Origin of the sequence: Microbispora cellulosiformans, assembly GCF_008728085.1 — a bacterium.
Classification (GTDB): Bacteria; Actinomycetota; Actinomycetes; order Streptosporangiales; family Streptosporangiaceae; genus Microbispora; species Microbispora amethystogenes.
The window spans coordinates 902,497-928,606 of the sequence record NZ_VYTZ01000001.1 but is presented as its reverse complement, the minus strand read 5'-3'; the positions used below and the strand labels follow the sequence as shown (position 1 = coordinate 928,606).

Genomic DNA, 26,110 nt, shown 5'->3' with positions numbered 1-26,110 from the left:
GCCCGGGTTGTCACCCACATTCGAGATCACCGCCTCGGCCAGGCGTGACGCGGGCGTCCCCGGGCGCGAGGCCCTTCGGGCACGGGCTGGCCACTCCTATGGCCAAGCAGTCGATCGACCCAGCGCCCCGCAGGAGACCGCGTACGGGATGTCAGGCTCGGTCCTCAGGGTGGCGATGAACGCGGCCGGCTTCACCGGGCCGTGTTGCCAAGGGCGCACACGAAGCGGCGGAGTGTGGCGGCCCCCCGAAAGCGCCGCGTATGACGGTGAAAGCTAGTGTAGATGCACATAAGTGGTGATTTGCCCCATTATCGCACTTATGCCGGGAGGTGAGGTGGCGGCCGCGAAAGTCAGGTCCGAGGGCCACGCTGAGCAGCCGCAGGCGGAGCGGCTCGGCGTTGTGCGGGCCTCGGACAAAGGGCAGTGGAGCTCGCAGACGCTGACGCTGGCTCTCCAGCAGGCGACGACGAGCCTGGGCGGTCTGGCCGCCCTCGTGCACAGGTGCGATTCCGCTACCGGTTCCCTGCACCTGGCGGCGGCCAGCGGGCTTCTCCCGGAGGCCGCCGAGGCGTGGGCAGATCTTCGCACCGTGCAGGACGTGGCGCCCACACGCGCCGTGCGGCGTGGTGGCTACGTCTGGGTGTGCGGGGACAGCTTGGGGATTGGGGCAGTCGGTACGGCGGCACTGCCCCTCCCAGGCGCAGACGGGCCGGTCGGGGTGTTGTCCGTGCTTACGGCAGGGCCCGCCGAGCCGGACGACGAGCAGCGTTCTTTTCTCGGTGCGGTAGCGGCATGGGCCGCCGCGCGCCTGGAAGGCTTGCCCGGCACGGCGCCGGGCCTTACTTCGGCGGCAGGGTCCGAGCAGACGGTCCGGATGGGCGAGCTCACCGCGGCGCTCGCCGAGGCCGTCACCAGCCGGGACGTCGTGCAGGCCGTCGCGGACCATGTCCTGCCACCGTTCTGTGCCGACGGGCTCGTGGTCTGGCTGATCGAAGGCGACCGAGTGGATGTGGTCGGCGCCGCCGGGTACCCGCAGGAATTCCTCAGTCTTCTCGACCGGGTCCCGCTCACCGAAACCGCATCGGTGACCGATGTGCTGGCGACCGGTACTCCCCGGTTCATCGGATCGCGCGATGAGTTTCGCCGGCGCTATCCAACGATGGCGATCGTGGCGGAGGCGTCACCGAAGAACGCCTGGGCGCTCCTGCCCGTGATCGCCTCCGGGCGGGCCATCGGCGTATGTGTGGTGTCGTTCACCCGGGAACGTGTCTTCAGCGACGAGGAGCGCACCCTGCTGACGGCGTTGGGCGGTCTGGTCGGCCAAGCGCTGGAACGGGCCCGGTTGTACGACGTGGAACACGCCCGCGCGCAGGAACTGCAGCGCGGCCTGCTTCCCCGGGAGCTTCCCCGTCTCCCCATGGCCTGCGCCGCTGCGCGCTACCTGCCCGCGGGCCGGGGCGAGGAGGTGGGCGGCGACTGGTACGACCTGATCCCGCTGTCCGGCGGCCGGGTCGCCATGGTGATCGGCGACGTCATGGGGCACGGCATCACCGAGGCAGTCACCATGGGTCGCCTGCGCACCGCTGTACGCACCCTCGCCGACCTCGACCTGCCGCCCGACGAATTGATCGGCCACCTCAACGACCTGGTCAGCGACCTCGGTGACGACTTCTACGCCACCTGCCTGTACGCCGTCTTCGATCCCACCACCCGGACCTGTACGCTCTGCCTGGCCGGTCATCCCCCACCGGTCATCGTCCACCCCGACGGCACCGTGCTGTGCCCCCGTCTGGCCGCCGATCCGCCGCTGGGCGCCGCGGAACCGCCCTTCGAGATCCACGAATTGCATCTAGCTGAGGAGAGCCTGCTGGTGCTCTGCACCGACGGTCTGGTCGAATCCGCCACCCGCGACATCGACCAGGGACTGGCTCAGCTCTGCCGGATCCTGGCCCAGGCCGTGCCCCGCATTCCTGACCTCTGGTCGGGAGGCCAGTGCGACGACGTCGGGCGCCTGGAGGATCTCTGCGACACGGTCGTTTCGGCGCTGCTGCCCGCCCGCGAACAGACCGACGATGACGCCGCCCTGTTCATCGCCCACACTCACGGTACCGCCGCCGACGATGTCGCCACCTGCAGCCTCCCCGACGATCCCAGGGCAGCCGGACAGGCCCGCAGATATGTCCGCAAACAATTGGCCATCTGGGGACTGGACGATCTGACGGTCACCACCGAACTTCTGGCCAGCGAGCTCGTCGGCAACGTGATCCGGCACGCGAAGGGCCCAATGCGCCTGCGCCTGCTGCGCAGCCGCTCTCTGATCTGCGAGGTCTACGACGGCAGCCTCAGTACCCCACGCATCCGCCACGCCTCCTACACCGACGAAGGCGGCCGGGGCCTGCAGTTGGTGGCCGCCCTCTCCCGGCGCTGGGGCGCCCGCTACCTCTATGACGGCAAATGCATCTGGACCGAGCAATCCCTCCCTGCTGACGACAGCGCGAAACGGCCCCTCGGGTGAGATGGACTCTCCTCCGAGCCGCGGGCCGCGTTGATCTACCTCCACATCCGTTCTGGCACGACGGCCCTCCTCATCGGTGCTCCGAGGGGGTATCTGCCAGGATGCGTTCCAGGGTGCGTTGGCCTATCTGGCTCATGGCCGGGTTGGTTTCCAGGTAGTACCAGACGAGCCCCATCGCCTGTTCGAAGGCCCACGCCTTGCCTCGTTCCCATTCAAGGTCTTCGCACTCGAGGTCGAGGCGGAGCACCTGCCGCGGCCCGGCCTCGAGCAGATGCCAGGCACTCACGAGATCCAGAGCAGGGTCGGCCGGTCCGAAGCCGCCGACGTCGAGAATCCCGGCCAGCCGACCAGCGGACACGAGGATGTTGCCGGGAATGAGATCACTGTGGGTCATCACGTCGGCTGCTTCGCGTGGGAGACGTCGAAGGTCTTCCCACATCCGGCGAAGCCGGCGAACGTCCAGGAGCCGTTCGCTGTGCTTGAAACAGGTCTCCATCCACGCGTCGTGGGCTTGAAGGTCGCCTCCCCGGCCTCTGCCGGCGAACGTGCGGCCACGTGTGTCGATCGCGCGCAGGTCATTGATGAGATCGGCCAGGTCGTGGGCGAATGCGACCGATTCGGCCGGGTCCTCGTCGGTGGCCACGACACCGGGCAGCCACGTCTGCACCGACCACGGAAGCGGGTATCCCGCGCCGGGTTCGCCGAGCGCGACCGGCTCGGGCGTGGGAAACCGCGTTCGACCCGCCAGCTCGCGCGCTGCTGCCGCTTCGGACTCCAGCCGGCGCCGCGTTGGGCCGATGTCTCCGGGGAGTAGGGGGAACCGAGCTGCGAAGCGGTCGCCGATGCGAAAGATGGCGTTGACAGTTCCATGGGCGGCGATGCGGGTGATGGGCAGGCTTCGCCACTCAGGGAACTGCCCGTCGACCAATATGCGCACCGTCTCCAGGGTCACCGTCAGCTGGTTGGCGTGCATCTTCACGCCGGCAGCCTTCCTCGTCCCAGTCTTCTTCTGCAACGTGTTTCGGCTCTGCGGACCTCAGTGGCGGGAGGATGAGGAGCAGGATAGAGAGTATGGGCGAGCCTGCTGGTAAGTATTCGATCACCATGCCGCGTGACATCGCCGAGGCCGCCCGATCCCGGAGTGGCCCCTCTGGGCTGTCCGCCTACGTCACCGCCGCCGTCGCCCGCCAGATCGAGCGCGACAACCTCAGTGAACTCATTCAGGTCGCCGAGGCCGAGCACGGCCCCTTCACCGACGACGAGGTCCAGGCGCTACGCGACCAACTCCACCGGGCCCGGCAGGGACAGGGCAATGATGAGCGGCTACGTGACCCGTCCTCTCGCCGTTCCGGGCGGCACTCTCGTCCTCGACAGTGAGGGACTGGCCAAGGCTGTCCTGCGCGACCGTGCGGTCACCGCACGGCTCTCTCTCGCTCGTGCTGACGACCTCCGCGTCATCACCTCTGCCGCCACTCTTGTCGAGGTAGTCCACCCTCGCGTCAATTGGCCGGCTCTGGAGTGGACGCTGTCCCGCCTTGTCATCGAGCCGGTCACCGAGCCAATCGCCCGTCATGCCGCCACACTTCTGTCCAACGCCGGCTTGCACGGGCACAAGCACGCCATCGATGCCATGCTCAGCGCCATCGCCCTCGCTGCCCCGGGCCCCGTCACGGTCCTCACCTGCGATCCTGAGGACCTCGCTGCCCTGTGCGGTGGGCGCGTCACTGTCATCAAAGTTTGAGTCGTGATCCTGTCCCGTTGGCTCTGGCAGGGTAGTCATGACGCAAATGGCACGCGGAGATCGATGACATCAAAGCCCAAGTGCCGAATCGTCGGTCTACCTCGGCTTTCACCGTGAGAGCGGGTGATGGGCATCGAACCCCCGCTGTCAGCTTGGGAAGTCTTTCAAGATCACACCACCTGAGCTGGGCAAACACTGACCTGGGCCTATGGCCGTCGAGTCACTGTGAGTTCCCGTAGCTTCCCGCTGATCACCAACCGAACGGGCACGCTCTGACCTTCTGATCGTGGCTGGACCGTACATCTGAACCGCCAGATATTTGGGTGGACGCGTTATCCCAAGGTGGCCGAGAATTCAGCAGATAGCGCATGCCCCTTTTGTCTCATCGGTGCCGGTGCCGGTGCCGGTGCCGGTGACGTAGACGGGGAGCTTGTCGCCTCTCGCACTGCCAACGTCTTCGTCCTGCCCGTCCCTTCACAGCGAGCAAAGAACCTTGGTCACTGTCTCGTGCTTCCGACTGCTCACGTGACGAGTCTTCATACTGCCCCTCGCGATCTTTTGGCTGAGCTGTTCGACGTGGTGGGCCAAGTGACCGCCGCCGTTCGGGAAGCGTTTGGAGCACCCGGGAGCATGGTTCTGCAGAACGACAACATCCCAGGCCAGACGCTTTCTCATCTCCACGTCCCTGTGATCCCTCGTTCCCCCGATGACGGATTCATCCTTTCGGACCCAGGTAAGATCGAGATTCCCTTCGAGGTCCGAGCGCAGCAGGCGGCTCAGCTCCGCAAGGCGCTCAGCAAGCGATCGTCGAGGGACCTCAAGAGCTGACGTTTCCGTCCGGGTTGAGCTCGAAGGGCCAGGGTTGAGGAACAAAGTCCCGGACCGCCATCGACCGGCAGATCATCCGGCGCGATGACGACGAGGGCGACGGCCCAGCCGGGCTGCCAGTTCCGGTGAGCTGACCAAGGGCTAATGGCACGCTAATGGCACGCGAAGATCAAAGAGCTTCGGAAACAATCAAGGCCCGGGTCTGGGTTCACGTCCTGACCTGGGCATTCGTGGGTGGAGCGGGTGACGGGAATCGAACCCGCGCTGTCAGCTTGGGAAGCTGATGTTCTGCCATTGAACTACACCCGCGTGACGGGCTGTGGAGCCCGTCGCTGCCCCTACTGTAGCGGATTCGGGGCGTGTTCCTGCAGTCCCGACGCGAAGATCCCCGGCACCGGCGCTCAACGGGCCTACTAGCCTGGCACCGTGCTGCTTTCCGATCGTGACCTTCGCGCCGAGATCGAGTCGGGCAGGGTGAAGCTCGACCCCTTCGACCCGGTGATGATCCAGCCGTCCAGTGTCGACGTACGTCTGGACCGCTACTTCCGGGTGTTCGAGAACCACCGCTACCCGCACATCGACCCGGCGATGGAGCAGCCCGACCTGACCCGGCAGGTGGAGCCGGAGGGCGACGAGCCGTTCATCCTGCATCCGGGGGAGTTCGTGCTCGCCAGCACGTACGAGGTGATCAGCCTTCCGGACGACATCGCCTCGCGGCTTGAGGGCAAGTCGAGCCTGGGCCGGCTGGGCCTGCTCACGCACTCCACCGCCGGGTTCATCGACCCCGGCTTCCAGGGGCACGTGACGCTCGAACTCTCGAACGTCGCCACGCTGCCGATCAAGCTGTGGCCCGGCATGAAGATCGGCCAGCTCTGCATGTTCCGGCTCAGCTCGCCCGCCGAGTTCCCGTACGGTTCGGACCGGTACGGCTCGCGCTACCAGGGGCAGCGGGGGCCGACGCCAAGCCGGTCGTTCCTCAACTTCCACCGGACGAGGATCTGAGCCGAACCACGCAACAAGTGTGTCACGGGAGCCGTTCCGGGCAGCTCGGAGGGGAAGAGTAGGTTACAAGCGGGCCTGCATGGCCTGAACTTCGCATTTCCACTGGTAACCCGTACCCTTCTCTGCGGACCGTCCCCGCACACTGGAGAAACGACGTGCGCCTGCGTCTCACGCCCCGTGAGGACAGCTACTACGACTTGTTCGCCGACTCGGCGAACAACCTCGTCACCGCATCGCGTCTGCTGGTCGAGATCATCAGCGACGGTTCCGACCGTGACGCCCTGGCCGAGAAGATGCGCGCCTGCGAACACGCGGGCGACGAGCGCACTCACGCCATCATGAACCGGCTCAACGAGAGCTTCATCACGCCCTTCGACCGCGAGGACATCTACCGCCTCGCGTCGAACCTCGACGACGTGATGGACTTCATGGAGGCCGCCGCCGACCTGATCGTCCTCTACCAGATCGACCACCTGCCCAAGGAGGTCGTACGCCAGGTCGAGGTCCTGGAGAGGGCGGCCGAGCTAACCGCCGACGCGATGCCGCGCCTGCGCTCGATGCAGCACCTCAACGAGTACTGGATCGAGATCAACCGGCTGGAGAACCAGGCCGACCAGGTCTACCGCCGGCTGCTGGCCAAGCTGTTCAGCGGTGAGTACGACGCGCTGACCGTCATGAAGATGCGTGAGGTCATCGAGCAGCTCGAGCTCGCCGCGGACGCCTTCGAGCACGTCGCGAACACGGTCGAGACGATCGCGGTCAAGGAAAGCTAAGTGGAGCTCGCGCTTGTCATCAGCGTGGTCGTCATCGCGCTGGTGTTCGACTACACGAACGGCTTCCACGACGCCGCGAACGCGATCGCCACGTCGGTCTCCACCCGGGCGCTGACCCCCCGGGTGGCGCTGCTCATGGCGGCGATCATGAACTTCATCGGCGCCCACCTCGGCACCTCGGTCGCCTCGACCGTGGGCAAGGGGATCATCGACGCCCCGGACGGCAGGCACGGCCTGATCATCGTCGGCGGGGCGCTGTTCGGCGCCATCGTGTGGAACCTCATCACCTGGTACTTCGGCCTGCCGTCGTCGAGCAGCCACGCCCTGATCGGCGGGCTCGTCGGCTCGGCGCTGGCAGCGAGCGCGTCCGTGCACTGGAGCGGGGTGATCGAGAAGGTCGTCATCCCCATGGTGCTGTCCCCCGTCGTGGGGCTCCTCCTGGGCGCGATCATCATGATCGCCATTTTATGGATCTTCCGTAAGGCCAACCCCCACAAAGCCAGCAAGGGGTTCCGGTACGCCCAGACGCTGTCGGCGGCCGCGATGGCCCTCGGCCACGGCCTGCAGGACGCGCAGAAGACGATGGGCGTGATCTTCCTCGCCCTGGTCGTCGGCGGCTACGCCTCTCCCGACTCGCACATCCCCGAATGGGTCATCACCTCCTCGGCGCTGGCGATCTCCCTCGGCACGTACGCCGGCGGGTGGCGGATCATGCGTACCCTCGGCCGCCGGATCATCCACCTCGACCCTCCGCAGGGCTTCGCGGCCGAGGCCGCCGCGGCGGGCGTGCTCTACACGGCGGCCCTCGGGTTCGGCGCGCCCATCTCGACCACCCACACCATCACCAGCGCCATCATGGGAGTCGGCGCGACCAAGCGGCTGTCGGCCGTACGGTGGGGCATCGCGGGCAGCATCGTGACCGCGTGGGTCCTGACGATCCCGGCGGCGGCCGTCGTCGCCGCGATCGGCTACTTCATCCTCAACCTCATCCTCGGATGACCCGGCGGGCCGGCGCCCCTCGGGACCGGCCCGCCGACGTCACCGGCGGTACATCACGTCCGTGATCCACCGGGTGAACCCGAGCGACTCGTAGAGCCGGACCGCCGCGGCGTTCTCCTCGTCCACGTAGAGCGTCACCCGGGCCAGGCCGAGGCCGCGCAGGTGCGCGAGCCCGGCGAGCGTCAGCGCCCGGCCGAGGCCCGTGCCGCGCTCGCCGGGCCCGACCCCCACGACGTACACCTCGCCGATCGGCTCACGGTCCTCGCCGTCGCCGTCCCGGTGCACCTTGGTCCAGTGGAAGCCCACCGGCGTGTCGCCCCGTACGGCGAGGAAGAAGCCCGCGGGGTCGAACCACGGCTCGCGTTCGCGCAGCTCAAGGTCGTCGATGGTCCAGGAGCCCTGCTCGGGGTGGGCGGCGAAGGCCTGCGCGTTGAGCGCGAGCCAGGCCTGCTCGTCGCGCCCGGGCTCGAACGTGCGCAGCCGTACGCCTTCGGGGAGCGGGGCGGTGGGCAGAGGCTCCGCCAGCGGCCGGCGCATCCGCCACAGCGACCGCGCCCGGGTCAGACCCGCGCTCGCGGCGAGGCGGGCGGCGGCGGGCAGGTCGCCGTGCGCCCACAGGCGGATCCTGCCGCCGCTCGTCTCCAGCACCGCGTCCAGCAACCGCCTGCCCAGGCCGAGCCCGCGGAGGGCCGGACGCACCACGAGTTCGCCGCTCGGTCCCTCCTCGGGGCCGCCCGGGTCGCCGGGCGGGTCGAGGTGGGCGAAACCGGCCAGGTCGCCGTCCTTGTGCAGCAGTACGGCTCTCGCCCCTGGCACGCCGCCGTAGCGCACCTGGAGCATCACGTGCTCGTTGAGCGGCCGCACCCCGTCGACCTCGGCGGCCGCCTCCACCAGAGCGAGCACGGCCGTAATCCGCTCGTCATCGAGCCTTTCCGTGATCTCCACGCGTACGTTCATGTCTCGCACCATAGGCGAGGGACCGGCGCGCCCCGGCGGCGGGCTTCGGCAATACACGCCAGGTGTGGCCTCCCTGAATCGTAATCTTTGCGCCATTTCCCGATCAGATCGCCGTTCTACTGTCGGGGGTCATGACCCGAGCATCCCTGACGCGACTGGCCGTCGCCGGCGCCGCGATCCTGAGCGCCGCGGCTCTCACCGTGAGCCCGGCCGCCGCCGATCCCGCTTCCCAGGCGGTTTCCCATGGAACGAACCACGGGCCGAAGCCCCCGGCCGGCCACGGCCACAAGCCCGACCCCTCCGTCTCCGTCCGGCTGCTGACCATCAACGACCTGCACGGCAACCTGGAGCCCCCGACCGGGTCCAGCTCCCGGATCCTCGACCCCAACGGGCCGCTCACCGACACGGACGGCTCGCTCACCGGCATCGCGGGGGCCAAGTACTCGATCGCCGGCGGCGCCTCCTACCTGGCCGCGCACCTCAAGCAGCTGCGCGACCGCAACACCCTCCTGGTGGGCGCGGGCGACCTCATCGGCGCCTCGCCGCTGCTGTCCGCGGCCTACCACGACGAGCCGACCGCCGCGCTGCTCGACACGCTCGGCCTCGCCACCTCCTCGGCGGGCAACCACGAGTTCGACGAGGGCATCAACGAGCTCAAGCGCATCATGAACGGCGGCTGCCACCCGGTCGACGGCTGCTCCCCGGCCGGGAAGTGGAAGGGCACGAGCTTCGACTACCTCGGGGCCAACGTGCTGAAGGAGGCGAACGGCGACTACGCCCTGCCGCCCTACTTCGTCAAGAAGATCAACGGGATGGACGTCGCCTTCATCGGCCTCGTGACCCAGACCACTCCCAGCATCGTCACCGCCTCCGGCATCGTGGGCCTCAAGTTCACCGAGGAGATCGCCGCCGCGAACAAGGTGTCGAAGCTCCTCACCCACAAGGGCGTCAAGGCGCAGGTCGTGCTGGTGCACGAGGGCGACAACATCACGCCCAACCAGGACCCCAGCTCCTGCCCGGTCGTCCCCGGCGCAGGCTCGCGGATCGCCAAGGGGCTCGACCCGCAGATCGACCTGGTCATCAGCGGCCACAGCCACCAGGCGTACGTCTGCAAGGTGAAGGACCCGGCCGGTCAGGACCGCGTCTACACCCAGGGCTCCTCGTTCGGCCGCGCGATCACCCAGATCGACTTCAAGATCGACCGTAGGACCAAGGACGTCGTCCGCTCCAGCGTCGTCGCCAAGAACAACGTGGTGACCCGCACCGTCACCCCGGACGCCGACACCGAGACGTACATCAACACCTGGAAGGAGCGGGTCTCCACCGTCGCCAACAGGCCGATCGGCAAGATCACCGCCACCATCGGGCGCGGCACCAACGTGGGTGAGACCCCGCTCGGCGACCTGATCGCCGACGCGCAGTTGGAGGCGACCAAGACCGGCGGCAACGCCGAGATCGCGCTGATGAACCCGGGCGGCGTCCGCGCCGACCTGACCTTCCCGCAGAGCGGCGCGGAGGGCGACGGGGTCGTGACGTACGGCGAGGCCTTCACGGTGCAGCCGTTCAACAACCTCATGCAGGTGGTCACGCTCACCGGGGCCCAGCTCAAGGCGCTGCTTGAGCAGCAGATCTGGAAGGTCGACCCGACCACGGGCGGCATCACCCAGCGGATCCTGCAGCCGTCCTCGTCGCTGACCTACACCTTCGACACCACCAAGCCAGAGGGCTCGCGGGTCTCCGACATCAAGATCAACGGAACCGCGGTGACCGACGCCCAGCAGATCCGGGTGGCCGCCAACAACTTCCTCGTCGGCGGTGGCGACGGCTTCACCGTCTTCACCCAGGGCACCAACCTGTGGAGCGGCCCGCTGGACATCGACGCGTTCGTCGCCTACATGGGCGCGCACTCGCCGATCGCCCCGCCGGCCACCGGACGGATCAACCTCATCCGGTAGGAAGCGGACGCCAGAAGGCCCGCCCCCCGCCGCGGGGGCGGGCCTTCAGGCCCGGAGTCAGCGTCTGACGGGCTCGGCCTCGGCCTGCTGCTCGCCGCCGCGGTCGGGCACGAACCGGTAGCCGACGTTGCGGACCGTGCCGATGAGCGCCTCGTACTCCGCTCCCAGCTTCGCCCGCAGCCGCCGTACGTGGACGTCCACGGTCCGGGTGCCGCCGAAGTAGTCGTAGCCCCAGACCTCCTGGAGCAGCTGGGCCCGGGTGAAGACCCGGCCCGGGTGCTGGGCGAGATACTTGAGCAGCTCGAACTCCTTGAACGTGAGGTCGAGCGCGCGGCCGCGCAGCCTGGCCGTGTAGGTGGCCTCGTCGATCGACAGGTCACCGCTGCGGATCTCGTCGGGGACGTCCTCCGTGGCGGCCAGCGACAGCCGCCCGACGGACATCCGCAGCCGGGCCTCCACCTCCGCGGGGCCGGCGGTGTCGAGGATGACGTCGTCCACGCCCCACTCCGCCGTCATCGCCGCCAGGCCGCCCTCGGTCACGATCGCCATCAGCGGACAGGTGACGCCGGTCGTGCGCAGCAGCCGGCACAGGCTCTTGGCCTGCACGAGCTCACGGCGCGCGTCGACCAGAATGGCGTCCGCGGGCGGCGCGTCGATCAGAGCGGAGGCCTCGGCCGGGGCGACCCGCACCGAGTGGAGAAGCAGTCCGAGTGCCGGGAGCACCTCCGCCGACGGCTCCAGAGCGTTGGTCAGCAGGAGCAGATTGCTCACATGAGCCTCCTCGCACCATGTCGGCTCGGCGCCGTTTGCAGCACTGGAAACCGCGACAGCCGTACAAACATGTAAGGACCCGGGGGCCACATCGCCCGAGTCCATTAATTCGTAGGGTAGCCCACACGAACTTTGCGTCCAATCCGCGTCACCCGTGTGAACAACACGTCACGTGGTTTAAGACCGTAACGTGACGGTGACGGAGAGCTTTCATGGAGGTGACATGGATCGGACGCCTACCGAGACACGCGGATCGAGACACGCGGATCGAGACACGGCGTACGAGGGGAGCGGGCTGAGCATGGCCACGGGGACGATTCGCTACTGGGCGGCGGCCAAGGAGGCCGCCGGTGTGCCGGAGGAGGCCGCCGCCGCGGACACGCTGGCGGACCTGCTCGCGGGGATCGGGCGGAACGCGGCCCTGGAACGCGTGCTGCGCCGGTCGTCCTTCCTGGTCGACGGCGCCCCGGCGGGCACCCGCGACCCTGCTGCGATCACGTTGCCTGAGGGATTCGTGGTAGAGGTTTTGCCCCCATTCGCCGGGGGATGAGCGGCACGTGCCTCTCCCGTCAAGCTTCACCCCCCGCGGCGTACGCAGCGAATGGGCGCCACTCCGGACGTTGTCCGTTCTCAGGCAAATCTCGCGGGCAGGGGCACTACGCTGATCGTACGGGCGCTTTCGGAGGAGTCGGATGCGCAAGCTGGTCGTGGCCGTGGTTCTGCTCGCCATCCTGCTCGTCGTGCTCGACCGGGTGGCCGTCGTCGGCGTGCAGCGGGAGATCGCCCGCCAGATCGAGGCGCAGTACGACCTGGCGCAGCCGCCCTCGGTGCAGGTGAAGGGCCTTCCGTTCCTCACGCAGGCGTTCTCCGGGCGCTACGAGGAGATCGCCATCGGCATCGGCCAGGTGGAGCGGGAGGGCGTCCGGCTCGAACGCATCGACGCCACGCTCCACGGCGTGACCGCCCCGCTCGCCGACCTGATCCAGAACGCCGCGGCCACCAAGATCAAAGCCGACCGGGTGGCGGGGACCGTGGTCATCTCGCGCCGGACCCTGTCCGCCCACGCGCCGGCCGGCATCAAGGTCGAGGGCACCGGCGACGACAAGCTCCGCGTCTCGGGCAACGTGACCGTGCTCGGGAACCAGGTGCCGGTCACCGCCGACATGAAGATCGAGACGATCAAGGACGGGATCCGGCTCACGCCGGCGAACGTGCGGCTCGCGGGCGCGATTCCGGTGCCCAACCCCGAGCGGCTCATCTCCTTCACGGTCCCGGTGAAGAACCTGCCGCTGAACCTGCGGGTCACCCGCGTCACCTCGACCAGTGAAGGACTCGCGGTCCAGGGCACCGCAAGTGATGTCTCCTTCAGGTGACGGCTCACGTGACGGCTCGCGTGAGGCTGGTCACACCGCCGAACCACTCCGCCGCTTCGTACGTGAAGAAGGTGTGAGTCCAGCCGGAACCGCCGACGAGGAGCTCGTGCGCGCGCTTTTCGATGACCACGCTGGGCCGTTGTACGGCTACGTGCTGCGGCTGACCGGCGATCCGGGCAGAGCGGAGGACGTGGTGCAGGAGACGCTGCTCCGGGCCTGGCGCAACCCCGGGGTGCTCGAAGGACGCCCGGTGCGCGCCTGGCTGTTCACCGTCGCCCGCAACATCGTCGTCGACCAGCACCGGGCCCGCCGGTCCAGGCCGCAGGAGACGGGGGACGAGGCGCTCGCCGTGCTGCCCGCCGACGACGAGCTCGACCGCGCCGTCGAGTCGTGGGGGGTGGCGGAGGCGCTGGCCTCGCTCAGGCCGGAGCACCGTGAGGTGCTCATGGAGACGTACTACCGGGGGAGATCGGTGAAGGAGGCGTCGGAGGTCCTCGGCATCCCGCAGGGGACGGTCAAGTCGCGGACCTACTACGCCCTCCGAGCGCTCAAACTCGCCCTGGAGGAACGGGGGCTGGCACCATGACCTGCGAGGAGGTGCGGATCTCACTCGGCGTGCACGTCCTCGGGGCGCTTGACGCGGAGGAGGCCGCCGAGGTCGAGGCCCACCTGGAGACCTGCGCGGAGTGCCGGGCGGAGCTGGCCGCGCTGTCGGGGCTGCCGCCCCTGCTGGCGCTCGTGTCGGCCGAGGACGTCGAGCGCGCCGCCGCGCCGCCGCGCGCCGTGCTCGACCGGCTGGTCGCCGCGTCGGCGAGGAGAGGGCGCCGGTCCCGCGTGCTACTGGCGCTCGCCGCGTCCGTCGTCGTCGCGGCCGTGGGCGGCACGGCCTGGCTGTCGGCGGCGCAGACCGCGTCGCAGGACACCGTGGCGGGGTCGGCCGTCGCCGCACCGGAGTACGCGACCGCGCCCGACGCCGGGGCGGGTAGCGCGGCCGCCGCCGGCGCCGCCTCTGACGCCGCCGCGGCCCAGGCGCCCAAGGCCGGCAACGACGAGATCCCGCAGATCTTCAACGCCCAGGCCTCACCTGTGCCGTCGCCCGGCACCGTGGCGAGGAAGGTCGAGCAGCCGCCCGCGGAGGCGACCGTCACCGCCTCACCGGAGGCCCGCGGCAGCAACGGCGACATGCGGCTGACCGTACGGTTCGTCCCGCACGAGGGCGGGACGCAGGTCGTCGCGAGGGTCGCCGGGGTGCCCGCGGGGACGGTGTGCGCGCTCCGCGTGATCGGGAAGGACGGCACCGTCTCGGTCCTCGGCACCTGGACGGTCGAGCGCGGGGAGTACCGCGGGCCGAAGATGGTCTTCGAGGGCTCGACGGCGCTGAGCCCCGGCCAGATCGAGCGCGTGGAACTCGCCGGCGCCGACGGCCGCACACTGGTCGCCGCGAGGCTCTGAGCGTCCTGTGACCTTTCTGTGACACGGGCCGGGAATCAGCCCCGGCGTACGGAGGGTTGCAGACGGCGATGGCAGGCATCGCGACCCGGATGGCCACGCTCGTCCCGAACGTGGCCGCCGGGCCGGTTCTCGGACGGCGCGACGGGAGGACGCGGGCAGTGGAACACGCCCCGGCGACGAGAGGCGAGCTCGGCCTGATCCTGGCCGCCGACCTCGGCGCCGAGCTGGGGGAGCGGGCCACGCTCGTGCAGTTCTCCACCGCGTTCTGCCAGCCCTGCCGGGCGACCCGCCGGATCCTCGGCGAGGTGGCCGGCCTGGTGCCGGGCGTGCGCCACGTCGAGATCGACGCGGAGTCGCGCCTGGATCTGGTCCGGCGGTTCGAGGTGCGGAGCACCCCCACGGTGCTCGTCCTCGACGGCGCGGGAAACGTGGTGAAAAAGGCGTCCGGCCAGCCGCGCAAGGCCGACGTGATCGCCGCTCTCGGCGTCGCCGTGGATGGAACGTCTCATGGTTCATCTCATCCATCGGACAAGGTGTGACAGATGTCGAGACGGAAGGTACTGTCGTGGCCATGACTCCCACGACAGAGCTGCTCACGAAGCGGCGGGCGGTGGACTTCTGCCGCGTCGCGACATCGCTCTGTCGCATGGCCTGAGGGTGATTCCTGCGGCGTGACGCCGCGCTCCGAGAATCCTTCAGGAGTTTCCCACGATGCACATCGACCCTCGTGGCTCCCGATCCGACGCGGCCGCATCCACGGCCGCCCTCGCGCGCCGAAATCTCGGTGCCGCCGGGGTGGATCGCCGGGCCGGGGTCCACGCCGGTGGGACTGATCGGGTTCGCGTGGAGGATCACCGTACAGGCCCTGGGTGCGGCAGCGGCACCGCCGGCCGCCTTCCCCAACGCAGCGTCCGGGTCCGCCCGGGCTGCGCAACGTACCTGCTCATCCGCCGTCTACAACCTGGGAGAATCCAATGAGCCGCTCCGCCGTTCTGGTGGACGCCGACTGGGTCGAGGCCAACCTCGACACACCGGGTGTCGTGCTCGTCGAGGTCGACGAGGACACCAGCGCCTACGACAAGGGCCACATCCGCGGCGCCGTGAGGATCGACTGGAGGACCGACCTGCAGGACCCGGTCCGCCGCGACTTCGTCGACAAGGCCGGCTTCGAGGCGCTGCTCTCGTCCCGCGGCATCGCCAACGACGACACCGTGATCCTCTACGGTGGCAACAACAACTGGTTCGCCTCCTACGCCTACTGGTACTTCAAGGTGTACGGCCACGCGAACGTCAAGCTGCTCGACGGCGGGCGCAAGAAGTGGGAGCTGGAGTCCCGCGAGCTGGTCAAGGACGCGGTCGAGCGTCCCGCCACCCAGTACACCGCCCAGGAGCCCGACAACGACATCCGCGCCTTCCGCGACGACGTCGTCGCCGCGATCGGCAAGCAGAACCTGGTCGACGTGCGCTCGCCCGACGAGTTCACCGGCAAGCTGCTCGCCCCTGCCCACCTGCCGCAGGAGCAGGCGCAGCGCGGCGGCCACGTGCCGACCGCCCGCAACATCCCGTGGTCGAAGGCGGCCAACGACGACGGCACCTTCCGCTCCGACGACGAGCTCCGCGAGCTCTACTCCGGCGCCGGCGTGGACCTCGCCAAGGACACCATCGCCTACTGCCGCATCGGCGAGCGCTCCGCGCACACCTGGTTCGTGCTGCACGAGCTGCTCGACCAGCCCAACGTCAAGAACTACGACGGATCGTGGACCGAGTACGGCTCGCTCGTGGGCGTGCCGATCGAGTTGGGAGAGGCCCGCTGATGACCACCACACAGGGTTGCGCTGCTCCTGAGCAGACCGTCGCGCTACCGGCCGGCATCGACCTGTCCAACCAGGCCGTGATCCAGGGCGTCGTCACCGGCGCCGGCACGGCGTACGCCCGCCTGCTGGACCACAGCGGCGAGTTCACCGGCGAGGTCGTCGTCTCCGACGAGGGCGTCTTCCGCTTCTTCGCCGCTCCCGGCCAGTGGACCGTCCGCATCATCGCCGGCGGCGGCGTCACCAAGGACGTCGCCGTCGAGGCCAAGCTCGGCGAGGTCGCCCAGCTCTCGGTCGCCGTCTGATCCACCGCTTCACCCCGAAGGCCGGTGCGTTCCCGCGAACGCACCGGCCTTCGTCATTCCAGCCCCAGGATGAGCCGGACGCGTTCGGCGACGGCGGTCATCTCGCCTGGGGCCAGCAGCCCCAACGGCCGTCTCAGCCGTTCCTTGCGCACTGTGTGCAGCTCGGTGCAGTTCACATAGGACTCGTCGTACTTCTTGAGGCCGGAGTCAGGGCCGACCGGCACGTGGGTCTCGGGTGGCCCCGGCGTCCCTGTGATCGGTGCCACCGTCAGGCCGGAGAGCGGCCGTGCTATGCGGTTGACGGTGAGGACGACCACCGGATGGGGACCGATCCCGGCCGGGAAGGCGCAGACCCAGACCTGCCCCCGCAGGGGAGGCAGTGACGTCACCACTCGGCGGCGTCCGCGGCCGCGAACTCCTCCTCGGTGGGAGCGGGATCACCCTCCGGCGGCGGTGCAGAGCGCTGACGGTAGAACAGGGAGATGTTCTGCGCCATCGCTTCGGCTTTGGCCTCATGATGCAGGAGTCGCAGGCCCTCGCGCAGCGCGTCCGATGTGGACGGCAACTCGAGCAGCCGCATCGTCTCGCGGAGCTCTTCCCATTCTTTGCCGCTCAGCCGGACCTGCGCTTGAGCGGGCTGCTTGTGTGCCGCTTCCATCACCCCTCCTGTCGTGCAGCTGCACGACAATTATGCTCCTCGTCGCGCCGTAGGGGGAAGCGGGAGCCGATAGCATGCGGCAGGTGTCCGGAACGTCCGCACTGCCCGCGCCCCGCAGGTTCGCCTGGATGCTGTCGCCGTACGCGTTGCCGCTGCACGCCCTGCGGATCCTCGCGAAGTGCGCGCTCCCCCTGATCATCTGGTTCTCGCTCGGACGGCTCGTCCGGTGGGGTCTGCTCCTGCTGGCCGCGACCGTCTCGCACGGCTCGTGGTACCAGGCCCGGCTGGTCCTGGTGATGTTCCTGTTCACACTCGTCGTGATGACGTCCCTCGCCACGACCGTCGGCATGCTGTACGTCGTCCGCGAGGCGTTGCTGGAGACCCGGGCCCGCCGTGCCGGCGGCGAGGCCAAGGAGAGCCTGCTGGGCGCCCTCAACCGGACCGCCCTCGTCTTCGCCGGCATCTACACGACCTGGGGGTTCGTCAAAGAGGACGCCCGCGACTTCGTGAACATCGACATGATGCGGCAGCCGGACCGCTACGTGCTCGACGCGGGCAGCGGCGACGACAGCGGGGTGATGGCCGGGCTGATCAACCTGGACCCGAAGGTCTCCCTCGCGACGATGGCGGTCGCCTACGGGGTGAAGTGGTACTTCGGCCGCCGCCACGAGGCGGGGAACGGCCGGTTCTCCGGCGTGCTCGCCACCTTCGGCGAGCTGGCGTTCGCCTTCTTCGGCATCAACGCGGTCGCGGCGGCCGTGGGGGCGCGCTCCGACTGGATCGGCGGCCGGTCCGCCGTCGCCGGCTGGCACGACCTCATGGCCGGGGCGGAGGGCGGCATCCCCGGCTGGCAGCAGGTCTCGGAGTGGCTGGGCGAGGTCTGGCCGTACGTGATCGACGCCCTGGCCGTCCCGCTCGCGTGGCTGACGGTCGGCATCCTCGTCTACGGCGCGTACGCGGAGGACACGCAGACGACGATCAGGGGGACGCGCCTGGAGCAGGCGGCGGTGCACCTGGAGCGCACGCACGACTGGACGAGGCGGGCGCTGGCCAAGCTGAGCGCCGGGTGGACAGGCCGCTGGATCCCGCTGCTGAACTCCCTGCGCCTGACGGCCCGCGGGGGCGCGCCGCTGTTCGGCCTCTTCGCGCTGTGCTACGTCGGACTGCACATCGGCGGTGACTTCCTCGGCAGGGCGGGCCGCTATCTTGCCGCGAGCGAGGAGCCGTACCTCTGGTTCGCGACCGACGTGCCGATCGACTACGTGACCGATCTGATCGTGACCCTGGTGACCATGTGCCTGATCGCCGCCACGTTCGACCTGGCCGCGACCCGGGCCCGGACGGAGGGTGGAGCGGAGGGCCGGGAGCCGGTCACCGCCGGAAGCGCAGAACCTGGTCGTCCTTCTCCGTCGAGCTGAAGGCGTCCTTGACGAAGTCCGCCGCCGACTGCCCGGGCACGTCCCGGTAGGTGCTCGGGCGGATGGTGACCTCGACCTGGTCGGCCACCGAGGGCGGGACCACCCCGAGCATCTCCATCCGGTACGGCGTGCCGACCTTGTTGTCATTGACGTCGGGCGGCGTCTCGTTGTTCAGCGTCTCCACCTGCCAGGTGCGCCCGGCCCGGTCGGTGAGCTTGACATCCGCCGGCGCTCCGTGGCGGATGGCGCCCTCGGCGTCGAGCGCGGTCCTGGTGGCCACGATCTTCATCCACTGCCGGTCGGACCGGTCTCGCTTGCCGCTGGGGTCCTTGATCTTCTCGACGGTGGCCTGCCATGACACGTGCTGCACGGTCCCGGCCTGGCCGGGCGGCACGACGTGGACGGTGTAGTCCGGACGGCCGTACTCGAAGGCCCGGTAGCCGAAGACCGAGGGGGCCGCGACGGCGAGCGCGACGGACAGCACCGCGCCGCCGATCAGCAGGCCCGTCCGCCGCCGTACGGGAGAAGCGGGCGCGTCCGTTGCTACGGGGAGGTCCGCGCCGGGCGGTTCCGCCGGCACGCCGTACGCCGGGGCGGCGAGGGGAGGCGCTGTGGGGGAAGGCGCCGCGGGGGGAAGGGCTGTGGGGGCGAGAGCCCGGGGCGGCGGCTGCCGGTTCGTCCGCAGCGCGGGGAACGGCTGGGTGGACCCGTCCTCGCCCTCGGGCTCCGGAGGCGGCCACACGCGCAGGTCCGTGGGCGGGGCCAGCTTCCCGGGAATCGGGATGGACGGCGGCGCCGTCGGCATGGGCCGCGGCGGCAACGCGCCGCTGTAGGTGATGTCCGAGGCGATGTCGGTGGGCTGGTCGGCCGGAGGCGCGAACCAGTCGCGGGCGTCCTGGTCGTTCCTCGGCGGATTTCCGTCCATGGGCGTCTCGGTCATCGGCTCGGGCCCGCCAGTGTGTGGTAGTCCTCCGCCTGCGCGATCAGCCGGTCGGCGGCGGCGCCCGACAGATCCAGGTCGACCTGCGCCTCGGGCGCGGAGTTGTCGACGACCAGCGGGCTGACGGGCGGGATGAAGACGAGGCTCGCACCCGGCACCGCGTCCTTCGGCACCTCGAAGACGAGTGTTCCGCTCGTCCAGAATCCCGGCTGGATGTACCGGTTGAACAGGGTCAGGCTCTCGTCGACCTTGTCGGTGGGCAGGTAACGCCGGCCGTCCTCGGTCAGGAGGACGGGCGGGCTGAGCTTGCTCAGTTTCATGGGCTCGCGGGCGCTGGTCGCGGTGACGTCGATCAGCAGGAACAGATGGCTCGTGCCCACCTTGGTCACCTTGCCGGAGTAGTCCGTCGTGTCCACGGCGCGGGCGGCGGTGACCGACACGACCTTCACGGAGAAGCGCTTGGTCGCCACCGTCTCGCCGATCCGGCCCTTGTAGGTCAGGAAGGAGGCGCGCTGCTCGAAGGGCATCGCGAAGTTCTGCTGCGCGTAGACGGCCGCCGCCGCGAGCACGACGCCCGCCACCCCGGCGGCGAGACGCCGGCCCAGCCCGCGCCTGCGGGGCCGCCCGGCGGCGGCCCGGCGGGACGTACGGCTCTCCGTCTGGACCAGAGTCATCAGCTGGCCTCCTTCCGCACCGGAAGGGTGATCCGCGTGGCGACCTCGGGCTCGAACGGGCCGTCGTCCTCCTTGTACTCGCCCTTGAGCATCCAGTCACGACTCTGATTGAGCAGTCCGAGTGGCTCGTTCGCGAACGAACCCAGGTCGAGGCTGATCTCCTCGGGCGCGGTCGCGGTGGGCTGGAGTTCGTACTTCACCACGACCGTGGTGGTGATCCCCGGATGGAGCTGCTGGCTTTCGATGCCGTAGCTCAGCACGGAGGCCCGCGGGCCGTACTCGCTCTTCATCTCGGGGCGGGTCCGCAGCAGGGAGCCGGCGAAGGTGCCGGTCTGGCTGAAGCCCTTGCCGGGCTGCGGCACCATGCCGACCGAGGCGGTCTCGTCGCCCATGTTGGTGACCTTGACGACGAGCTCCAGGTAGCGCTTGGCGTCGCCGAAGCTGCCCTTCTCCGTGGTGTCGATCGCCTTGATGAACTGGGTGCGGAACTGCCCCTGGTCGATCGTGTCGCCGGGCGAGGCCGTGGGCGGCGGCTTGTCCGGTGCGTCGCGCAGGCCGCCGAAGGCGGCGGTGACGCCGATGCCCACCACGGCCAGCGCGGAGGCGACCGGGACCAGCACCGGGCGTCGTCGGCCGCCGCCATTGGGGGATGACGTCATGGCAAGCGATGGTAGTACGATCACAATCGCCCCATGGGCCCCATAGGTTCCAGGCGCCGGCGGGAAATAGGTCCGAATGGCGAGAAGCTCGCCCTGACAGGGCTTCCAGATCCTACGCTGTGACCTTAGGCGGACATGGAGGGCCCGTGGGCGACCCGCACCCCGAGCATGCCCAGTTGCAGGCGGACCGGATCTACCTGGGCTGGCAGTACGCTCTGCTGTACCCCGATCCGGGGCCGCCGCCGAAGCGGCCGGCGCGCGAGGACGTCGCCGAGCCTCCCGCCGACACCACCGACTGGGTTCACCGGGAGCGCCTGCAGAAGGATCTGCTGAACCATCCGGTCCGGTTGTTCCGCACGTTCATGGCCGTGCTGGCCGCCGGGATCCTCGTCCTCGGCGTGAGCGGCCTGCTCACCTGGTCGTTCGTGCTGCTCGGGCTGGTCGCCGCGGGCGGCGTGGCCGCCATCTGCACCTACGCCATCCGGCAGGGCGACCGTACGGTCAACGAGCGGCTCGACGAGCGCCGCCGTAAGGCGCTGCGGGAGCAGGAGCGGCGGCAGCGGGAGATTGTCACCGCCCAGGAGGAGCACGCCGCGAAGTACCGCGACTGGGCCGAGAAGAAGAACCGCTTCGACAAGCAGATCACCTGGTACGCCGTGGCGGTGCCGGACGACATCGACCGGGTCGACGTGGCCGGCGGCACGCTGGCCGGCTGGTCGGCCCTGGTCACGCTGATCGGCGCGACCCGCCTCTACAGCGGCGGCCACCTCACCGTGCTCGACCTGTCCGAGGGCGCGATCGCCAAGGACCTCATCGAGCTGGCCCGCCGGGGCGGGGACGACCCGCTCGTCTGGGTGCTTCCGGTCGACCTGCCCAAGCTCGACCTGGGGGCGACGCTCAAGCCCGAGGCGTTCGCCGACGTGCTCGCCCACGTGGTGAGCGTCAGCGAGGAGACCAGCAGGGACATCGGCTTCGACAACGCGATCCTGGAGCGCGTGCTGGAGGTCCTCGGCGAGAACGCCACGATCAGCCAGGTGACCGCCGCGCTGCGGGCGCTCGCGCAGGTGGGCGACCCGCGCGACGACATGAAGTACGGCCTGCTGACCGCCTCCCAGCTCGAACGCATCGGCACGCTGTTCGGCCGGGGCGTGGCCGACCGGGTGGTCATCGAGCGGGCCTGGGCGCTGGAGTCCCAGTTGCGCAAGCTGGAGACGCTCGGCTCCGAGGCCGTACGGCTGCCGCCCGCGCGGCTGCGGGTGGTCAGCATGGACCGGCAGGCGGGCGTGTTCGGCAACCGGGTGCTCGGCACGTACGTCGCGACCGCGCTCACGCACATCCTGCGCCAGTCGCCGGCCAGCGAGCGGCCCTGGTACCACACGATCATCGTCGCGGGTGCGGACAAGCTCCGCGGCGACGTGCTCGACCGGCTGATGGACGCCTGCGAGACCTCGCGCACCGGGCTCGTCCTCACCTACCGCAGCCTCACCCCGACCGTACGGGAACGGCTCGGCCGGGGGCACGCGGCCGTCGCGTTCATGCGGCTGGGCAACGCCGAGGACGCCCGGGTGGCCAGCGAGCACGTCGGCACCGAGCACCGCCTCGAGCTCGCCCAGCTCACCGAGACGTTCAGCACGGCGGTCCACGCCCCGAGCGGGTTCTACACCTCCACCGTCGGCGAGGGCCGCACGGAGGGGGAGGACATGCGGGAGGGCGACCTGCGCGAGGACATCACGGAGTCGACCGAGTGGGGCCGGCGCGCGCCCACGGTGGCCGACGGGGTCCTGCAGCGGTCGCGGGAGTTCCTGGTCGAGCCGCACCAGCTCCAGCAGCTTCCCACGACGTCGGTGATCGTCACCTACTCGACGGCGGAGGGACGCCAGGTGCGCCTGGCGGACGCGAACCCGGCGATACTCACCTTCCCGAAGACGACGCTGGGGGAGTTCGAGGAGATCCGCCGGGCCGCCCTGACGCCGCGCGAACCCGAGCCCGAGCCGGAGCCCGCCGAGCCCGCGCTGCCCGAGGTCCCCCCGAACCTCGGCCCTCCGCCGTCCCGCCTCGACTGGCGCAAGCGGCCATGACACGGTCCGCGGCCGGTAAGGGCATCGTCAACCACGGTGTGCGGGCCTGATCGTTGAAGGAGTCTCTTCCCTGTTCGTCGTCGACTGAGGGGTCTCATTGCATCCGTTCCCTCTGAGCGGGCCGTGGTACCGGATCCAGGCGATCACCGCTCCCTCGCGCACTTCGTCCGCGGAGTGGGACTTCGTCACGGTGCTCCCCGCGGTCCTGTCCGCCGCGCAGCGCAACCGGCCGTTCGTCATCGGCTGGCTGTCGCGTGGGTCGGGTGCCCCGCTGGAGCTGATCACCAACGCGGGACCGCTCACGCCGCCCAAGCCACCGCGCCGGGCGGCCTCGGCCCCGGAGCCGCCGGTCACCGGCCCGCAGCCGCTGCTGTTCCCCGGCGGCGCGCGGGGCGTGGAGATCGGCGACGAGTGGCTGGCCGACCTCGCCGACCTGGTCTGGACGCCGTGCCCCGGCCGCCAGGCCCCGCCGCTCTACGGCAGGCGCGAGCCGGAGCCGGACGAGCCCAAGCGGCCCACGCTCTTCGAGTCGACGCTGGTCACGCTCATGTCCCGGCCGTTCGCCTGGGTGGTCGTCGCCGAGCCGACCGACCTGCTCGACGCCGAGGTGGCCCACCTGCGCACCCAGCTCAACGTGCTGCGGCAGTACGGCGACGCCTCCGAGCGGTCGCGGTTCGACGCCGAGCGGGCCGAGCGCCGGATGCAGGAGCTGGACGCGTTCCGCGAGGCCGGTCTGTGGAACGTACGGGTGCTGGCCGGCGCGGCGGGCCCGGACGAACTGCGCCAGATCGCGCCGGTGCTGGTCGGCTCGGTGGAGATGAGCCACCACCCGTACCGGCTGCGCAGCGCCATGACGCTGCCCGCCCTGTCGGGGGACGGCGCGAGCGAGTCGGTGTACGGCTTCGCCGAGGCGCTCGCCGTCGACCTGCAGGACTCGGCCGACGGCGCGGCGGCGCCGTTCGCGGCGACGGCGGGGGCCCTCGCCGCACTTGCCGGGCTGCCGCGCCGGGAGGTGCCGGGGGTCCGGGTGCTCGACGCCGGCTTCTTCGACGTGACGAGCGAGGCCGACGTGGAGGGCTCGGCGGAGTCGATCGACCTCGGTGCGATCGTCGACGGCCAGGACCGCGCCGTCGGCGCGTTCCGCGTGCCGCTCGCGACGCTGAACCGCCACGCCTTCGTCACCGGCGCCACCGGCTCCGGCAAGTCCCAGACCGTACGGCACCTGCTGGAGCAGCTCACGATCGCGGGCATCCCCTGGCTGGCCATCGAACCGGCGAAGTCGGAGTACGCCGCGATGGCCGGCCGGGTCGAGCACCTGGCCCCGCTGACCGTCATCAACCCCTCGGCGCCGGACAACGTGCCGATCAGCGTCAACCCGCTCGCGCCCGAGCCCGGCTATCCCGTGCAGGCGCACATCGACATGGTCAGGGCGCTGTTCCAGGCGGCCTTCGACGCCGAGGAGCCGTTCCCGCAGATCATGTCGCTGGCGCTGCAGCGCGTCTACGAGGCCAACGGCTGGGACGTGGTGACCGGCGGCGGCATCCCGGGGGCCGCCGTGCAGCCGGCCGTGCCGACACTGGAGCAGCTCCAGCAGCACGCGCTGGAGGTAATCCAGGAGATCGGCTACGGCAACGAGGTCCAGGCCGACGTCGAGGGCTTCATCAGCCTGCGCCTGCGCAGCCTGCGCGTCGGCAGCGCGGGCCGGTTCTTCGAGGGCGGCCACCCGGCCGACATCGGCGGCCTGCTCCAGCGCAACGTGGTGCTCGCGATCGAGGACGTCGCCAACGACGAGGACAAGGCGTTCCTCATGGGCACGCTGATCATCCGGATCGTCGAGCACCTGCGGATGCGGGCCCGCTCCGAACCGCGGGCCGAAGACGGCGTCGGCGGCCTGCGGCACGTCATCGTGATCGAGGAGGCCCACCGGCTGCTGCGCGACCGGGGCTCCCAGCGGGCCTCCACCCACGCCGTCGAACTGCTGGCCGGGATGCTCGCCGAGATCAGGGCGTACGGCGAGGGCATCGTCGTGGCCGAGCAGATCCCGACCAAGCTCGTCTCCGACGTGGTGAAGAACACCGCGCTCAAGGTCGTGCACCGGCTCCCGGCCGAGGACGACCGCGCGCTGGTCGGCGCGGCGATGAACCTGAGCGAGGACCAGTCGCGTCAGGTCGTGTCGCTCCAGCCGGGCTTCGCCGCGGTGTTCGCCGACGGCATGGACCGCCCGCTGCGCGTGCGGGTGCCGCTGGGGGAGGACCGCGAGCGCGAGACGCTCGGCCCGGTCCCGCCGATCTGCGGCCGCCGCTCGGCCGCCTGCGGGCGCGAGTGCCGTACGGGCAAGGCCTGCACGCTGGTGGAGTTGCGCGAGGCAGACCTGCTCGCGGTGGCCCCCGAGTGGGCTTGGCTGCGCATCTGGACCGACACGGCCGTCCTGGCGTTCGTGACGAACCGGTCGCTGCCGGGCGTGCCGCGCGTGCTCGCCGACATCTGGGCGGAGCTGCCGGTCAAGCGGCGCGAGTGCCTGCTGGCCACGCTGGTCGAGCGGTCGGTGTCGCGCCGTGCCTGGTCGCTGCGCACCTGGTTCGACCCCGCGCTGCTCACCGAGAAGGCCGCCGAGGTCGCGGCCGGGCTGCTCGCGGCCGGCCAGGCGGACGGCGCGGAGGGCGAGCCGCCGATGCGCGCCGGCGAGCGGCCGGGCGCGGCCTGGGTCATCCCGCAGGTCCGCTGGCTGCACGAGGTGGACCGGTTGTTCCCGTTCGGGCATCCCGCGCCCAACCTGCGCAGCCCGGCCCCGGCGATGGAGTATCCGCTGTTCGGCACCGACCCCTCCGGCCGGCCGTACCCCCACCAGGGGGTCAACGGCGCCGAGCCGGCCGACGGCGCGGTGGCGGTCGGCGTGCGCACGGAGCTGCTGGGCCACCGGGCCAAGGCGCTGCGCCACCACCCGCTGTCGATGGAGGTGGACCGCAACCGCGCGCTGGCCTGGCGGGTCATCCTCGGCGACGACGAGCACGAGGGCATCCAGCGCGACGTGACGACGGTCGCCATCGGCGTCGAGCCCCGCGAGCGGGTCAAGTACGTCGCCCAGACGATGAGCGCGGGCTGGCTGGAGACCGTCCTGTCCTGGCCCCGCCGGTTCGTGCTGCCCTTCGACGGCGACACCCCCGCCGAGCTGTCCTTCGGATCGTGATTTCAAGGAGGGGC

Annotated in this window: 26 protein-coding genes and 1 tRNA gene; 18 read left to right on the top strand and 9 right to left on the bottom strand. The window is 70.1% G+C overall.

The annotated features are described in order from the left end of the window. Window positions 1-334 precede the first annotated feature (334 nt). Window positions 335-2,515 (top strand): ATP-binding SpoIIE family protein phosphatase, encoded by a 2,181-nt coding sequence (locus F5972_RS03980; protein WP_225311132.1) that lies wholly within the window; start codon window positions 335-337, stop codon window positions 2,513-2,515. Between the two features lie 70 nt (window positions 2,516-2,585). Here F5972_RS03980 and F5972_RS03975 read toward each other — a convergent pair whose 3' ends face one another. After that, complete coding sequence (locus tag F5972_RS03975) at window positions 2,586-3,488, bottom strand: aminoglycoside phosphotransferase family protein (protein WP_150931318.1); 903 nt, start codon at window positions 3,486-3,488, stop codon at window positions 2,586-2,588. Between the two features lie 98 nt (window positions 3,489-3,586). On the opposite strand from F5972_RS03975, the gene F5972_RS03970 reads away from it, so the two are divergent. The 3 genes from F5972_RS03970 to F5972_RS39250 all read left to right on the top strand — a co-directional run bounded on the left by F5972_RS03970 (window position 3,587) and on the right by F5972_RS39250 (window position 5,084). After that, a complete protein-coding gene (locus F5972_RS03970; protein WP_225311131.1) occupies window positions 3,587-3,892 on the top strand; it encodes a CopG family transcriptional regulator in 306 nt (101 codons plus the stop codon). After that, window positions 3,828-4,256, top strand: coding sequence for a type II toxin-antitoxin system VapC family toxin (locus tag F5972_RS03965; RefSeq protein ID WP_225311130.1), 429 nt, complete (start codon window positions 3,828-3,830; stop codon window positions 4,254-4,256). Before F5972_RS03970 ends, F5972_RS03965 begins: the two co-directional genes overlap by 65 nt. Before the next feature lie 342 nt (window positions 4,257-4,598). Continuing rightward, window positions 4,599-5,084, top strand: coding sequence for an HIT family protein (locus F5972_RS39250; protein ID WP_225311129.1), 486 nt, complete (start codon window positions 4,599-4,601; stop codon window positions 5,082-5,084). 235 nt (window positions 5,085-5,319) lie between these two features. On the opposite strand, the gene F5972_RS03955 is transcribed toward F5972_RS39250, so the two are convergent. Further along, window positions 5,320-5,393 (bottom strand) — tRNA-Gly (locus tag F5972_RS03955). A 117-nt stretch (window positions 5,394-5,510) separates the two neighbouring features. On the opposite strand from F5972_RS03955, the gene dcd reads away from it, so the two are divergent. The 3 genes from dcd to F5972_RS03940 all read left to right on the top strand — a co-directional run bounded on the left by dcd (window position 5,511) and on the right by F5972_RS03940 (window position 7,858). Further along, complete coding sequence (gene dcd / locus F5972_RS03950; protein WP_150931084.1) at window positions 5,511-6,086, top strand: dCTP deaminase; 576 nt, start codon at window positions 5,511-5,513, stop codon at window positions 6,084-6,086. Window positions 6,087-6,241: 155 nt separating this feature from the next. Further along, window positions 6,242-6,859, top strand: coding sequence for a DUF47 domain-containing protein (locus F5972_RS03945; protein ID WP_150931082.1), 618 nt, complete (start codon window positions 6,242-6,244; stop codon window positions 6,857-6,859). Further along, window positions 6,860-7,858 (top strand): inorganic phosphate transporter, encoded by a 999-nt coding sequence (locus tag F5972_RS03940; RefSeq protein ID WP_150931081.1) that lies wholly within the window; start codon window positions 6,860-6,862, stop codon window positions 7,856-7,858. 39 nt (window positions 7,859-7,897) lie between these two features. On the opposite strand, the gene mshD is transcribed toward F5972_RS03940, so the two are convergent. Next, window positions 7,898-8,815, bottom strand: a complete 918-nt coding sequence (gene mshD, locus F5972_RS03935) for a mycothiol synthase (RefSeq protein WP_150931079.1) — start codon at window positions 8,813-8,815, stop codon at window positions 7,898-7,900. A 131-nt stretch (window positions 8,816-8,946) separates the two neighbouring features. Here mshD and F5972_RS03930 point away from each other — a divergent pair, with 131 nt between their 5' ends. Next, the gene (locus tag F5972_RS03930; protein WP_150931077.1) at window positions 8,947-10,770 is read left to right on the top strand and encodes a bifunctional metallophosphatase/5'-nucleotidase; all 1,824 of its coding nucleotides are present in this window, start codon (window positions 8,947-8,949) and stop codon (window positions 10,768-10,770) included. A gap of 57 nt (window positions 10,771-10,827) precedes the next feature. Here the strand turns inward: F5972_RS03930 and F5972_RS03925 are convergent, their stop codons facing one another. Beyond that, a complete protein-coding gene (locus F5972_RS03925; RefSeq protein WP_150931075.1) occupies window positions 10,828-11,541 on the bottom strand; it encodes a winged helix-turn-helix transcriptional regulator in 714 nt (237 codons plus the stop codon). Between the two features lie 301 nt (window positions 11,542-11,842). Here F5972_RS03925 and F5972_RS03920 point away from each other — a divergent pair, with 301 nt between their 5' ends. From F5972_RS03920 to F5972_RS03890, 7 genes are all read left to right on the top strand, one after another. Then, entirely contained in the window at window positions 11,843-12,091 is a 249-nt protein-coding gene (locus F5972_RS03920; protein ID WP_150931073.1) for a MoaD/ThiS family protein, read from the top strand. Between the two features lie 142 nt (window positions 12,092-12,233). Further along, window positions 12,234-12,914, top strand: coding sequence for an LmeA family phospholipid-binding protein (locus F5972_RS03915; RefSeq protein ID WP_150931072.1), 681 nt, complete (start codon window positions 12,234-12,236; stop codon window positions 12,912-12,914). Window positions 12,915-12,987: 73 nt separating this feature from the next. Beyond that, window positions 12,988-13,500 carry a sigma-70 family RNA polymerase sigma factor gene (locus F5972_RS03910; RefSeq protein WP_225311128.1) on the top strand — a complete coding sequence of 171 codons (513 nt, stop codon included), beginning with the start codon at window positions 12,988-12,990 and terminating at the stop codon, window positions 13,498-13,500. Beyond that, window positions 13,497-14,366: a zf-HC2 domain-containing protein gene (locus F5972_RS36915; protein ID WP_191909926.1), complete on the top strand. Its 870-nt coding sequence runs from the start codon at window positions 13,497-13,499 to the stop codon at window positions 14,364-14,366. The genes F5972_RS03910 and F5972_RS36915 overlap by 4 nt, the downstream gene beginning before the upstream one ends. A gap of 197 nt (window positions 14,367-14,563) precedes the next feature. Beyond that, on the top strand, window positions 14,564-14,905 hold the full coding sequence (locus F5972_RS03900; RefSeq protein WP_225311153.1) for a thioredoxin family protein: 342 nt from the start codon (window positions 14,564-14,566) through the stop codon (window positions 14,903-14,905). 435 nt (window positions 14,906-15,340) lie between these two features. Next, entirely contained in the window at window positions 15,341-16,180 is an 840-nt protein-coding gene (locus tag F5972_RS03895; protein WP_150931070.1) for a sulfurtransferase, read from the top strand. Beyond that, entirely contained in the window at window positions 16,180-16,482 is a 303-nt protein-coding gene (locus tag F5972_RS03890) for a DUF1416 domain-containing protein (protein ID WP_150931067.1), read from the top strand. Before F5972_RS03895 ends, F5972_RS03890 begins: the two co-directional genes overlap by 1 nt. 53 nt (window positions 16,483-16,535) lie before the next feature. Here F5972_RS03890 and F5972_RS03885 read toward each other — a convergent pair whose 3' ends face one another. Beyond that, window positions 16,536-16,874 carry a type II toxin-antitoxin system PemK/MazF family toxin gene (locus F5972_RS03885; protein WP_150931065.1) on the bottom strand — a complete coding sequence of 113 codons (339 nt, stop codon included), beginning with the start codon at window positions 16,872-16,874 and terminating at the stop codon, window positions 16,536-16,538. Continuing rightward, window positions 16,868-17,140, bottom strand: a complete 273-nt coding sequence (locus F5972_RS03880) for a hypothetical protein (RefSeq protein ID WP_225311127.1) — start codon at window positions 17,138-17,140, stop codon at window positions 16,868-16,870. Before F5972_RS03880 ends, F5972_RS03885 begins: the two co-directional genes overlap by 7 nt. Before the next feature lie 83 nt (window positions 17,141-17,223). Between F5972_RS03880 and F5972_RS03875 the strand changes: the two genes are divergently transcribed. Beyond that, window positions 17,224-18,558: a hypothetical protein gene (locus F5972_RS03875; RefSeq protein WP_150931062.1), complete on the top strand. Its 1,335-nt coding sequence runs from the start codon at window positions 17,224-17,226 to the stop codon at window positions 18,556-18,558. On the opposite strand, the gene F5972_RS03870 is transcribed toward F5972_RS03875, so the two are convergent. Genes F5972_RS03870 through F5972_RS03860 form a run of 3 tightly spaced genes read right to left on the bottom strand, consistent with a single transcriptional unit; the run spans window position 18,512 to window position 20,831 of the window. Then, window positions 18,512-19,483: a hypothetical protein gene (locus F5972_RS03870; protein WP_150931060.1), complete on the bottom strand. Its 972-nt coding sequence runs from the start codon at window positions 19,481-19,483 to the stop codon at window positions 18,512-18,514. The genes F5972_RS03875 and F5972_RS03870 overlap by 47 nt on opposite strands. 11 nt (window positions 19,484-19,494) lie before the next feature. After that, complete coding sequence (locus F5972_RS03865) at window positions 19,495-20,172, bottom strand: DUF4352 domain-containing protein (protein WP_150931058.1); 678 nt, start codon at window positions 20,170-20,172, stop codon at window positions 19,495-19,497. Further along, window positions 20,172-20,831 (bottom strand): hypothetical protein, encoded by a 660-nt coding sequence (locus F5972_RS03860; RefSeq protein ID WP_150931056.1) that lies wholly within the window; start codon window positions 20,829-20,831, stop codon window positions 20,172-20,174. The genes F5972_RS03865 and F5972_RS03860 overlap by 1 nt, the downstream gene beginning before the upstream one ends. 146 nt (window positions 20,832-20,977) lie before the next feature. Between F5972_RS03860 and F5972_RS03855 the strand changes: the two genes are divergently transcribed. Both F5972_RS03855 and F5972_RS03850 read left to right on the top strand, forming a co-directional pair. After that, window positions 20,978-22,909, top strand: coding sequence for a hypothetical protein (locus F5972_RS03855; protein WP_150931054.1), 1,932 nt, complete (start codon window positions 20,978-20,980; stop codon window positions 22,907-22,909). 97 nt (window positions 22,910-23,006) lie between these two features. Then, complete coding sequence (locus F5972_RS03850; RefSeq protein WP_150931053.1) at window positions 23,007-26,096, top strand: ATP-binding protein; 3,090 nt, start codon at window positions 23,007-23,009, stop codon at window positions 26,094-26,096. Window positions 26,097-26,110 lie beyond the last annotated feature (14 nt).